Annotated in this window: 9 protein-coding genes; 7 read left to right on the forward strand and 2 right to left on the reverse strand. The window is 63.6% G+C overall.

Annotation, left to right across the window (positions count from 1 at the left end):
* Nucleotides 1-471 precede the first annotated feature (471 nt).
* The 6 genes from ACROUL_RS08675 (at nt 472) to ligD (ending at nt 9081) form a co-directional block, all read left to right on the forward strand.
* Nucleotides 472-1701 (forward strand): MFS transporter, encoded by a 1230-nt coding sequence (locus ACROUL_RS08675; protein ID WP_431299102.1) that lies wholly within the window; start codon nt 472-474, stop codon nt 1699-1701.
* A gap of 344 nt (nt 1702-2045) precedes the next feature.
* Nucleotides 2046-2690, forward strand: coding sequence for a 5-formyltetrahydrofolate cyclo-ligase (locus tag ACROUL_RS08680; RefSeq protein ID WP_431299103.1), 645 nt, complete (start codon nt 2046-2048; stop codon nt 2688-2690).
* Nucleotides 2691-3005: 315 nt separating this feature from the next.
* Nucleotides 3006-4268: a 3-deoxy-D-manno-octulosonic acid transferase gene (locus ACROUL_RS08685; protein WP_431299104.1), complete on the forward strand. Its 1263-nt coding sequence runs from the start codon at nt 3006-3008 to the stop codon at nt 4266-4268.
* Nucleotides 4265-5578 (forward strand): 3-deoxy-D-manno-octulosonic acid transferase, encoded by a 1314-nt coding sequence (locus tag ACROUL_RS08690; protein WP_431299105.1) that lies wholly within the window; start codon nt 4265-4267, stop codon nt 5576-5578. The genes ACROUL_RS08685 and ACROUL_RS08690 overlap by 4 nt, the downstream gene beginning before the upstream one ends.
* A 140-nt stretch (nt 5579-5718) precedes the next feature.
* The gene (locus tag ACROUL_RS08695; RefSeq protein WP_431299106.1) at nt 5719-6543 is read left to right on the forward strand and encodes a Ku protein; all 825 of its coding nucleotides are present in this window, start codon (nt 5719-5721) and stop codon (nt 6541-6543) included.
* 3 nt (nt 6544-6546) lie between these two features.
* On the forward strand, nt 6547-9081 hold the full coding sequence (gene ligD, locus ACROUL_RS08700; RefSeq protein ID WP_431299107.1) for a DNA ligase D: 2535 nt from the start codon (nt 6547-6549) through the stop codon (nt 9079-9081).
* Here ligD and ACROUL_RS08705 read toward each other — a convergent pair whose 3' ends face one another.
* Nucleotides 9082-9882 (reverse strand): Ku protein, encoded by an 801-nt coding sequence (locus tag ACROUL_RS08705; RefSeq protein WP_431299108.1) that lies wholly within the window; start codon nt 9880-9882, stop codon nt 9082-9084.
* Between the two features lie 277 nt (nt 9883-10159).
* Here ACROUL_RS08705 and ACROUL_RS08710 point away from each other — a divergent pair, with 277 nt between their 5' ends.
* Nucleotides 10160-10345 (forward strand): hypothetical protein, encoded by a 186-nt coding sequence (locus ACROUL_RS08710; RefSeq protein ID WP_431299109.1) that lies wholly within the window; start codon nt 10160-10162, stop codon nt 10343-10345.
* 46 nt (nt 10346-10391) lie between these two features.
* Here the strand turns inward: ACROUL_RS08710 and katG are convergent, their stop codons facing one another.
* A complete protein-coding gene (gene katG, locus ACROUL_RS08715; protein ID WP_431299110.1) occupies nt 10392-12599 on the reverse strand; it encodes a catalase/peroxidase HPI in 2208 nt (735 codons plus the stop codon).
* Nucleotides 12600-12649: the final 50 nt, after the last annotated feature.

Below are 12649 nucleotides of genomic sequence, written 5' to 3' on the forward strand. Positions count from 1 at the left end.
CTTGCTGCGGAGCCGCGGGTCTGCGTAACGCCGATTGCCCCGTGCTTCAATATATAGATTGTGCCGATGCAGAACTATTGGCTTGGGGCGTACGCCACCTGTTCGCCGGTCGCTTAGGGTTCTGTAGGCGCAGACTGCCGGACAAGCGGGTTTGCAGCTATCAACTCCGTATGTGCCTGACCAGCTTCCGACTGCTTTGCGTCCGTAGCGTTGTATTGTTTGGACCGGCGCAAGCGGCCATGAGCGGACGTTCGCTAAGTGCGGGTGCTGTGGCCCATTCAAGCCGCTTCTTGAGGGCGATAGTCGTCGCACGACCGATTGGTCAAGGCGGCTTCAAACAGACGATCGAGCGGGACTCCCAACGGTTACAACCCATAAGAGAAAAAACTTGTTCAGGGGGCAGTTTCAGGCGACCTTGCGATTGAGCCCCGGTCTTTTTGGGGACTGTCTTTTATCCCTATTGGATTTTTCATGACGCTTGACCTCGTCATTGCACGCCAAGGGCGGATCGCCATTTCCGCGCTGTTTCTGCTGAACGGAGCCATCCTCGGGTCTTGGGCGCCGCAGATCCCCTTGTTGCTTTCGCGGCACGGCATAACTGAATCTGTGCTTGGTCTTCTGATTTTGGGAATGGGCATCGGAGCGATGGTGGCGATGTGCCTTTCGGGGCGGCTGATGGCCCGCCACGGGTCGCGAGCGATGGTCCTTGGCACTGCGGTTTGCTGCACCTTGGCGCTGCCTGCGGCCGTGCTCGCGCCGGACTTGGCGTCACTCGCCGTCGCCATGGCGGCGATGGGGGCCAGCGTTGCCATGATGGACGTGGCGACCAACGCGAATGCCTATGAGCTGGAGCAGGCGACAGGGCGTGCGATCCTGTCTTCGACCCACGGGTTCTGGAGTGTCGGCGGGTTTCTGGGCGGTGCCCTTGGCGGGCCGGGGATAGCGGCGCTCGGCACCGTCGGCCATGCTCTGGCGGTATCGGCGATTTCCCTTGTCGTCGTGGCCCTCACTTGGTCCCGGCTATTTGGCGCGCCGGTGAGTGCCGAGGTCACGGCCGCCGGAGCCGTACCCGGACTGTGGCGACAAGGATGGACGATCTACCTTATCGGGCTGATGGCGCTTTTCTCCTTCGTACCTGAAAGCGCCGTGCTGGACTGGAGCGCGCTTTACCTGTCGTCGGACCACGGAGCGGGGGTGTCGGTGTCTGGACTGGCCTTTGCCTTGTTCTCTGCCTGCATGGCGGCGATGCGGTTCTGCGGCGACGCGGTGCGCAACCGGGTTGGCGCAGTGCCGCTTCTGCGCGCGTCGGGGGGCATCGCTGCAGTGGGAATGACGCTGGCCGCACTTGCGCCCTCGACCACGCTTGTCCTCGCGGGATTTGCGCTGAGCGGTATCGGATTGGCGAACATCGTGCCGATCCTGTTCTCGGCAGCGGGGCGCCACGGAGGAGCGAACCCCGGCGGGGCCATCGCGGCTGTATCGTTCATCGGTTATGGCGGGATGCTGGTTGCGCCGTCGATGATCGGCCTGATGGCAGAACATGTGGGGTTTCCGGCGATTTTCATCGCACTTTCCGGGCTACTGCTGTCCGTTGCCGTCCTCGCCCCGGCGGTGTGGCGGCAGCGCCGGACGACGCCATCCGGGCTGTGCCCGAAACGCGACAGGCCTGATCGTCAGGCCCGTATTGCATACCGAGCGTAGAGGATCAGGCCGTGATGACCTTACCGCTCCTCTTCGCAAGAGCCTTAGCATTACCGCCGCGATAGGAGAAATGGCTTTGTCGAGTGGCGCTTCGATGATCTGCGGCCTACGTCGCCACTGACACGTGCATTCACGCCCCACCGATGTGGGACTGGGATACGGAGAACTGGCCATGTGCCCAAGTTACTGCGGCAGTATCGAGTTCAGCAGCAAAACGACGGACGATGGCGACGCTGATGATGCAACGATGCATGAGACATCAAATAGCGTCGAACAAGCCGGCCTTCGGGTTCAAGGTGACCTCACGGGGCGTTGCGGCGGCGCGCCCCTGATAGGAGCGATCAATGAAAACAGGTCCAGACAAGTTGCCTCCTGTGGTCTCGACCGCAGCGGAGGAGTCACATGATCCGCGCGACGTGGCGCAGTGGCGCAAGGCAGAACGGGCACGCCTGCTGGAGGAACGCGCGGCCCTGTCGGCTGCCCTGCGCCAGACTGCAGCCGAGCTGATCACGCCGCATTTGGAGGCGTTGATCCGGGCAAGGGCAGGGCCGCTGGAACACCTGATCATTTCGGCCTGGTGGCCTATCAAGGCCGAACTGAACCTGAGACACTGGCTCGCCGATCTTGTGGGGCGGGGCGCGACGGTCGCGTTGCCGGTTGTGCTGCTGCCGGGTGCTCCACTTGGTTTCCGACGATGGACGCCCGAGTGCAGGATGGTGCAGGGTTTCTGGAAGATCCCCATCCCTGCCGACGGTCCCGAAATCATTCCTGACGTGAGCCTTGCGCCTGTGGTCGGGTGGGATGCTGCAGGGTTCCGGCTTGGGTATGGCGGTGGTTACTTTGACCGCACCTTGGCCGCGCTTTCACCCCGACCGTTTGTGATTGGGGTTGGGCTGGAGGCAGCGCAGGTCGATACGATATTTCCGCTGCCGCACGATATCGCGATGGACGCGGTGGTGACCGAAGCGGGGTTGCGCTATCCCCATTAGCGGCAAGCGACGCGGGGCTGCGAGCTGACAGCTCGGCTCGTCGCCGTCTGGCCTGATCAAACTCGTCCAGCGAGTGCCGCGATTGGCCTAGCACGGACCCCGTGCGTGCCGATATGGTTCTAGACCTCGCGGCACCCAATTGGTATCAGCAGCACGCAAGTCAGACCGGAAGGAGGCGATCGACGTGGACATTGACTCCCGCGCGTCAGCCCCGAAACTGCGGCCTGGCATCAATGATCTGCCGCCCCGCCCGAAGGCTTTTGATGACCGGCTGGCCTGGTCAAGGGCGGTTGCCGTATGACGGGCAGGGGCCCTGTGACACTGCTGTACGGCGCGGCGCGACGGGTGCTGCAGCCGGTGATGCGCGCGGTGCTAAAACGGCGGATCACGCAGGGCAAGGAAGACACGGCCCGCGCTGGTGAAAAGCTGGGCCAGCCGACACTGCCGCGCCCCGATGGCCAGCTTGTCTGGGTCCACGCTGTCGGGTTGGGCGAAGTTCTGGCGCTGCGCCCCTTGATCGACGCGCTGAAGGCTGCGCGCCCCGGTCTGGCGGTGCTTGTCACCTCGACCGCAAGATCTTCGGCGCAGGTGATCGCGCGCAACCTGCCGCCGGGCGCGCTGCATCAGATGTTGCCGCTGGACGGCCCGGATTTCATGCGACGGTTTCTGGATCACTGGCGGCCCGCCCTGTCGGTCTGGTCCGAACAGGATCTTTGGCCCGGTGCGGTTTCGGATACGGCGGACCGGGGCATCCCCCTTGCCTATGTCAACGCGCGGATGAACGCCGCGTCCTTTGCCAAACGCGCAAGGTTGGCGGGGCTTTATCGCGACATGCTTGGCCGGTTCGACCTGGTGTTTGCGCAGGACGCGGAAAGCGCTGCGCATCTGCGCCAGCTGGGGGCCGCGACGGTGACGGAGATGCGTTCGCTCAAACCCGCCGCGCAGCCTTTGCGCGTGGATGAGGGCGAACTTGCCCGTCTGCGACATCAGCTTGCCGGTCGGCGGGTGTGGGTGGCCGCGTCGACCCATGCTGCCGATGAGGCGGTGGTGATCGGGGCGCAGCAGCGTCTGCAAGACGCAGACCCGGCTTGGCTGTTGATCCTGACGCCGCGCCTGCCAGCCCGCACTGGCGAAATCGCGGCGGCGCTGGCGGCGGCAGGGCTTTCCTTTGTGCAGCGCAGCCGTGGCGGGGCGATCGGGCGGGACACAAGCGTTCTTCTTGCCGACAGTTTTGGCGAGCTGGGGCTGTGGTACAGGCTGGCCGAAAGCGCGTTTGTTGGCGGGTCATTTGGCGGCGGCGGTGGGCATAATCCGTGGGAGGCGATCTGTCTTGGAGTGCCGGTGTTCAGCGGGCCCGACACCGCTAATTTTCGCATCGATTATGCCGAGCTTGCAGCACTCGGCCTGGCACGCCAGATACAGCCCGTCGACGAGGCTGCCGGGAGGCTTGCCGACGAGGTTGCACACAGCGCTGGGCAGGGTGGCGGCGATGGCGCCTGTTCGCTGGTGCAGGCCGCGCGGCTGGAGGTCGACGGCCTGGCGGAAAGGCTGCTTCGGTTGATGGATGGGTCGCGGTGATACTGCAGGTATTCCTCATCCTTTACCGGGCCTTGTGGGTCGTACTTCTGCCTGTGGTGCTGGTCTATCTGTGGCACCGTGGGCGCCGCGACCCGGACTATCGCACCCATCTGGCCGAGCGGTTCGGCTTTTACGACCGTGAGTTGCCAAAGGGCGCGATCTGGCTGCATGCGGTAAGCCTTGGCGAAATCCGCTCGGCAACTGGGCTGATCCGGGCGCTGCTGGCGCGGGGCGACAAGGTCCTGCTGACCCACTTCACCCCTGCCGGACGACGCGAGTCCGCTCGGCTTTTCGGGCCCGAGATCGCCTCTGGCCAGGTCACCGTCGCCTGGGTGCCGTTCGACATGGCGTGGTGCTATCGCCGTTTCCTGAAAGCGTGCAAGCCGCGCATCGGCCTGACCCTGGAAGTGGAGATATGGCCCGCGATGATCTTTGCAGCCCGTGCCGCAGGGGTGCCGCTCTACCTGTGCAACGGGATCTACGGTACCCGGTCCCTTGCGCGTGACAGCGCCGGGTTGCGGCTGCGTCAGCGGGTGATCCGTGGCTTGGCAGGAGCCTTTGTGAAATCCCGCCTGCAGGCAGAGCGGTTCGCCTCTACCGGGTTGAAGAACGTGATTGTGACCGGCGAATTGCGCTTTGATCAGCCGGTTCCGGCGCAACAGGTGCGCGCGGCGGAAACCCTGCGCGCGACCCTTGGGCCCGACCGGGAGGTGATCACGATCGCAAGCGGCGTTCAGGTCGAGGAAGAGCTTTTCCTCAGCGTGATCAGGCAAAGCAGGGATGCCGCGAAGGCCGACACCCGGCCGGCCCCGCTGTTTGTCTATGTGCCACGGGCACCCGAACGGTTCGGTGCGGTTGCCGCTCAACTGGGTGCCGCTGGGTTGCAGGTTTCCCGGCGCAGTGAAGCGCTGGCCGCCGATCTGACTGCGCCGACGCCGCTTGGCCCGGTGGACGTGCTGCTGGGAGACAGCCTTGGCGAGATGTTCTTCTACCTCGCCCTTGGTAACCGGGTGATTGTCGGCGGCGGTTTCAACCCGCGCGGCGCGCACAACATCATCGAACCCCTGATGCTGGGCAAGCCGGTGCTGACCGGTCCCCACATCTGGACCATCGAGTATCCCTTCGTTGAGGCTGAGTTGGCTGGTATCGCGCGCAGGGTGCCAGACGGAGCGGCGCTGCTTGCCGCCCTGCGCGAGCCGCCTGTGGATCTGTCGGACAAGATTTCCGTGTTCCTGTCCGAACACAGCGGCGCGAGCGCCCGTACATTGCAGGCAATCGACCGGGTAATTGCGACGCCAACACCCTTCTGATCCGGTTGGCCGGGGGCAATGTGGGCACGAATTCCCGATCAGCCACTGGTTGCTGCTGCAAAGCCAATGCGACCGGTCGCGGAACCAATTGCGCCGCAGCCCGGTTGACAAAGCTGGGCGGGCTTGAACGGCGGTGAGGCATGGCATCTCGGGCAAGTTGGAAAGGGACGCTGAAGATAGCGGAACTGCTCTGTCCGGTCGCGCTTTACACGGCGGCATCGACGTCGGACCGGGTCGCCTTCCACATGGTGAACCGGGCCACTGGCAACAAAGTTCGGCGCGAGTTCGTGGACGCGGAAACCGGCGATGTGGTCGAGCGGCAGGACCAGATCAAGGGCTACGAACTTGGGGGCGGCGAGCATGTGCTGCTGACCCCGGACGAGATCGCCGCTGCCGTGCCTGAAAGCGACAAGGTGCTGGATGTTACAAGTTTTGTGCCCTGCGGCCAGATCGACGACGTGTTCTTCGACAAGCCCTACTACCTTGCACCCTCTGACGCTGCGGCTGCGGATGCCTTTGTGCTGATCCGCGACGGCCTGCGGGCGCAGGGCGTGGCAGCCATTGCGCGTGCGGTTCTGTTCCGCCGGGTGCGGACGATGCTGATCCGGGCGCATGGGTCGGGGCTGATCGGCACGACGCTGAATTTCGACCACGAGGTCAAGGCGGCTGACGAAGCCTTCGCCGAGGTCGTTGACGTGAAGATCACAGGTGAAATGCTTGATCTGGCGCGACATATCATCGAAACGAAGCGCGGGTCGTTTGATCCCTCCACCTTCGATGATCGCTATGACTCGGCGTTGGCCGAGCTTGTGAAAGCCAAGCTGGAAGGTCGCAAGATCGCGAAGAGGCCCGAGCCGAAGCGGGAAACGAAGGTGAATCTTCTGGCCGCGCTGCGCGAAAGCGCCAAGGTCGCAGGCAAGAAGAACGACCAAAGAACCGCCACGCCGCGCCGGAAGGCGGGATGACTCATGGCGCTGGAAACCTACCGCGAGAAACGGAATTTCGGTGTGACGCCCGAGCCGAAAGGACGCCGCGCCAAGGGCAAGGGCAACAGCTTTGTCGTGCAAAAGCACGACGCGACCCGGCTGCACTATGATTTGCGGCTGGAGATGGACGGTGTCCTGAAAAGCTGGGCAGTGACCCGCGGCCCCAGTCTGGTGGCGGGGGAAAAGCGGCTTGCGGTGCATGTTGAAGATCATCCGCTTGAGTATGGCGACTTCGAAGGAACCATTCCAAAGGGCGAATACGGCGCTGGCACGGTGATCCTTTGGGATCGCGGGCAGTGGATGCCAGTGGGCGATGCCGCGAAAGGCTATGCGAAGGGCCATCTTGAGTTCGAGTTGCAGGGCGAAAAGCTGCGTGGCGGCTGGCATCTGGTTCGGATGCAAGCAAAGCCGGGGGAAAAGCGCGAAAACTGGCTGTTGATCAAGGCCGACGACGAATATTCGCGGCCCGAAAACGCACCCGATCTGCTGGAGGAAAGCCCGTTGTCGGTCAAGACAGGGCGCGACCTGCCCGAGGTCGCAACCGAAGCGCCGGGCTGGTCGTCAAAAACCGGTCACATCGCCAAGCCGGGCAAACCCCGCGCGAAGCTGCCTGAGCCAGACAACGACGCTGAGCCGCGGGTCGCCGATGTGGCATCGCTGCCCGGCGCCAAACGGGCTCGGCTGCCCGAGTTCGTTGAGCCCATGTTGGCCAAGCTGGCCCCCTCGCCGCCGACTGGCGAGCGTTGGCTCCACGAGATAAAGTTCGACGGTTATCGGCTGCAGGCCCGCATAAAGGCAGGGCAGGTGCGGCTGTTGACCCGAAGCGGTCTGGACTGGACCGCGAAGTTCGGCCCCGAGCTCGTCAAGGCGCTGGTTGGGCTGCCGGCACAGGCGGCGCTTCTGGACGGCGAACTGGTGGTGGAGACGGAGCTGGGCGCGTCGAGCTTTTCCGCGCTTCAATCTGACCTGAGCGAGGGGCGAACCGACCGCTTCGTTTATTATGCCTTCGACCTTTTGCATTTCGACGGCCACGACTTGCGCAAGGTTCCCTTCATCCAGCGCAAGGCGGTGCTGGAGCGCCTGATTGCCACCGCCGACCGGCGTGTGGCCTACAGCGACCATTTCGTGGAAACCGGCGATATGGTGTTGCGCCACGCGTGCCGGCTGAGCCTTGAGGGCATCGTGTCGAAGCTGCGGGATGCGCCATATCGCACGGGCCGGGGGACTGGTTGGATCAAATCGAAATGTTCGGACCGGCAGGAGTTCGTGATCGGTGGATATGTTCCGTCGACCACCTCGCGTCAGGCGGTGGGTTCGCTGGTTCTGGGGGTTCATGAGGCGAGTGGCCTGACCTACGTGGGCCGGGTCGGCACGGGGTTCAGCGCTTCGGTTGCGGCGTCGCTGTTCCTGCGGCTAGAGGCTATTGCGGTTCCCGAGAGCCCGTTCGCGTCTCCCCTGACCGTTGCCCAACGCAGTCAGGTGCGTTTTGTGAAGCCCGACCTGGTAGCAGAGGTGGAGTTTCGGGCGTGGACGGCGGATGGGCATCTTCGCCACGCCGCGTTTCGCGGTTTGCGCGAAGACAAGCCGGCCACCGAAATCCGCCGCGAGGTGGCGGTGGCGACCACGGCGCCCGCGCCGCAACGTCGCACGGTCAAACTGACCCATCCGGACCGGATCTACTGGCCTGACGCCGGTGTCACCAAAGAAGGTTTGGCGGACTATTATGCAGAGGTCTGGCCCCACATCGCGCCGCATATCGTCGGCCGCCCCTTGGCGCTGCTGCGCTGCCCCGAAGGTATCGAGGGGCAGCAGTTCTTTCAAAAACACGCCTGGAAGGGGTTGAGCGACAAGATCGCGCTGGTCGAAGACCCGAAGGACCGCGGCGAAAAGCTTATAGCGGTCAACGATCTTGACGGGCTCATCGGCCTGGTTCAGGCAGCCACGCTGGAAATTCATCCCTGGGGATCGACGCTGGCCGATTGGGAGCGACCGGACCGGATCGTGATCGACCTTGATCCCGGCGAGGGCGTAGTGTGGGGCGCGGTGCTGAACGCCGCGCGCGAAGTGCGCCAGCGCTGCCGGGATGCGGGGCTAAAGGCTTATGTGAAAACCTCGGGCGGCAAGGGACTGCATGTAGTCTGTCCGTTGAAGCCGCAGGCGGACTGGGCGGCGGTCAAGACGTTCACACGGCGCATGGCCGAGGCGATGGCCGCAGACTCGTCCGATCTTTATGTGTCCACCATCGCCAAGGCCAAGCGGCAGGGCAAGATCCTGATAGACTACCTTCGCAACCAGCGTGGCGCGACTGCCGTCGCAGCGTTTTCGACCCGTGCAAGACGCGGTGCGCCGGTATCGACACCGGTGACTTGGGACGAACTGACCGAAAAGATCGGCCCCGCGCATTTCAAACTGGATACGGTGCCCGCGCGGCTGGCTGCGCTTGCAAGCGATCCGTGGGACGGCTTCTGGAAAGCTGGTGTGCTGCTTAAGACACCGGCAAAAGGGCGGAAGGGCTGATCAGCTTTTGCCCTTTTTTTCGGCCGCAAGGCTGCGCTTCAATGCATCGGTGATGCTGACGACGTTGCTTTTGTCCGGCGTTGGCATTTCGGATCGTGCCGGTCTCTTTCTGCCCTTCTTCTTGGCAGCGATGATGTCGATCAGCTTGGCCTGCACCGGGTCTTCGGCCATCGAAGGCTCCCACGGCCCAGTGCGTTCCTTGATCAGCGTCGTGACGAGTTTCATCACATCCGGCTCAGGCTTGGCATCCTCGACGGAGGCAAACTTTTCATCTTCGCGGCGGACCTCGTCGCCATAGCGCAGGGTCCAAAGCACGATGCCCTTGCCGCGCGGTTCCAGCATGACCGCCCGTTCACGCCGGTATAGCACGACCCGTGAGATGCCGACCGTGCCGGTCGCCTGCATCGCTTCGCGGATCACCGAAAACGCCTCTTCCCCGACCTTGTCATTGGGCAACAGGTAGTGCGGCTTATCATACCATATCCAGCCCACGCTGTCGGCGGGAACGAACATCTCGATCTCGATGGTGCGCGTGCTTTCCAACGCGACGCTGTCGATCTCGTCGTCATCCAGCAGCACAAAATCATCCTCGCCGCGCGGATAGCCTTTGACCTCGTCGCCGTCGCGGAGGGGCTTGCCCGTCACGCTGTCGACATAGTGGCTAACCACGCGGTTGCCGGTCTTGGCGTTCATGGTGTGGAAGCGCAGCTTTTCGGTTTCGGTCGTGGCGGGCATCATCGTCACCGGGCAGGTGACGAGCGACAATTTCAGATAGCCTTTCCAGAATGATCGCGGCGCCATGCCGAAAGACCCTTTGTGCGCGGCATGCTCACCGCAAGCCGAAGAAGGAAAGGATCGCGATCACGATCACCACGAGGCCGACAAGATAGACGATATTGTTCATTGAACTCTCCAACACCTGTTCGGCGCGGCCCGTTGCGGCGCGCATAAAACGAACAACCCCAGCGCAGCAACTAAGTTCCGAGTTGGGGGGGAGTGGGAGCTTTTCCGGGAACAAAGTCACGGCGTGTGGGCTGCACAGAGGGAAGCGATGCACCACGCGAGAGAGGAGCAGACGATGCCCAACGCACCACGGCCAGCGGCCCGCAAACGGTCAATCCTCGGGTCGCCCGGCAACGACAAGGCCGACCACGAAGGGTCGCCGCATGATCCGACAGAGTTCAAGGGCACGCCGTCCGACCCTTCGGGGACGACCAAACGTCCGGACGATGCCGACAAGGCAAGGGCCAATTCCAAGCCGTGAAATGTGCCGGACGCAGCCAGAAAGCTGCTGCGCCCGGCGGGTTTTGTCAGGCAAGGTCGAAGCGGTCGGCGTTCATCACCTTGGTCCATGCGGTGACGAAAGCGCCGACGAAGGCGGCTTCGCTGTCCGATTGCGCATAGGCTTCGGCCAGGGCGCGCAGTTGCGAGTTCGATCCGAACACAAGGTCAACGCGGGTTCCGGTCCACTTGACCGCGCCAGTGCTGCGATCCCGGCCTTCGAACACGTCGTCAGCTTCGGATGCCGCCGACCATTTCGTCCGCATGTCCAGCAGATTGACGAAGAAGTCGTTGGTCAACTGGCCGGGGCGGTGCGTGAATACGCCATGCGCGCTGCCATCAACATTCGCGCCCAACACCCGCAAACCTCCGATGAGCACGGTCATTTCCGGCGCAGTCAGCGTCAACAGCTGCGCCTTATCGACCAGCAATTCTTCCGCCGAAACGGAATAGCCTGCCTTCAGATAGTTGCGGAACCCGTCTGCGATCGGCTCCATCACGGCAAAACTTTCCACGTCGGTCTGTTCTTGCGTGGCGTCGGTGCGGCCGGGAGCAAACGGCACGGTGACCGCATGGCCTGCAGCCTTTGCCGCCGCCTCGACGCCTGCGTTGCCCGCAAGCACGATCAGATCGGCCAGCGAAATCAGCTTGCCGCCGGTTTGCGCCGCGTTGAAGCTGGTCTGGATGCCTTCCAGCACAGCAAGCACACGGGCCAGATGCGCGGGTTGGTTGACCTCCCAATCCTTCTGCGGTGCAAGGCGGATGCGCGCACCGTTCGCGCCGCCGCGCATGTCGGAGCCCCGGAAGGTCGAGGCCGAAGCCCAGGCAGTGCTGACCAGATCAGCGATGCCAAGGCCGGAAGCAAGGCACCTTTCCTTGAGGTCGGCCGCGTCAGCAGCGCTGATCAGAGGATGGGTGGCGTGCGGCACCGGATCTTGCCAGATCAGGTCTTCCGTCGGAACCTCCTTGCCAAGGTAAAGCACCTTCGGCCCCATGTCGCGGTGCGTCAGCTTGAACCAGGCGCGCGCATAGGCATCGGCGAATTCCGCCGGGTTCTGGTGGAAGTGGCGCGAGATGGGTTCGTAGATCGGGTCCATCCGCATCGCCATGTCGGCGGTGGTCATCATCGGTGCGTGGCGGCGCGACGGGTCGTGCGCGTCGGGCACCAATGTTGCCGCCGCCGGATCGGTCGGCTGCCACTGCCATGCACCTGCGGGGCTTTTCACCAGATGCCAGTCAAAGCCGAACAGCATGTCGAAGTAGCCGTTATCCCACGTGGTGGGGGTCGGCGTCCATGCGCCCTCGATCCCGCTGGTGGTGGTGTGAACGCCGAAGCCGGAGCCGAAAGCGTTCTTCCAGCCAAGGCCCTGCTCGGCCAGGCCGGCCCCTTCAGGCTCGCGCCCGACCAGTGCCGCATCGCCCGCGCCGTGGCACTTGCCAAAGGTGTGACCACCTGCAACCAGCGCTACGGTTTCGTAGTCGTTCATCGCCATGCGGGCAAAGGTTTCGCGGATGTCGCGGCCCGAGGCGACCGGATCGGGCTTGCCGTTCGGGCCTTCGGGGTTGACGTAGATCAGGCCCATCTGCACTGCCGCCAGCGGGTTTTCCAGCTCGCGTTCGCCGGTGTAGCGCGCATCGCCCAGCCAGGTTTCCTCGGACCCCCAGTAGATGTCCTCCTCCGGCTCCCACACATCGGCACGGCCGCCGCCGAAACCGAAGGGCTTGAATCCCATCGATTCCAGCGCGCAGTTGCCCGCCAGGATCATCAGGTCAGCCCAGGAGATGCGGTTGCCGTATTTCTGCTTGATCGGCCACAGCAAACGGCGGGCCTTGTCCAGGTTGGCATTGTCGGGCCAGCTGTTCAGCGGCGCGAACCGCTGCGTCCCCGACCGCGCCCCGCCGCGCCCGTCGGCGGTGCGGTAGGTGCCGGCGCTGTGCCAGGCCATGCGGATGAAGAACGGGCCATAGTGACCATAATCTGCCGGCCACCAGTCCTGGCTGTCGGTCATCAGGGCGTAAAGGTCGGACTTCAACGCGTCGAGATCAAGTTTCTTGAACTCATCGCTGTAGTTCACCGACGGAATGGGGTTCGACATCGGCGTATTCTGATGCAGAATCCGCAGGTTAAGCTGGTTCGGCCACCAGTCGCGATTTGACCGTGCCGCAAACGTGGCTTGCTTTGCCACGCCATGCATCACCGGGCATTTGCCCGTTCTGCCGCTGTCATTACCGTCCATTGTGCGCTCCCAAGCTGTGTTGATGCATGACGAATGCTACGAAGTGGCGG

This window comes from Tabrizicola sp. BL-A-41-H6, from assembly GCF_050632395.1.
In the GTDB taxonomy this organism is placed as follows: domain Bacteria; phylum Pseudomonadota; class Alphaproteobacteria; order Rhodobacterales; family Rhodobacteraceae; genus JAUYQR01.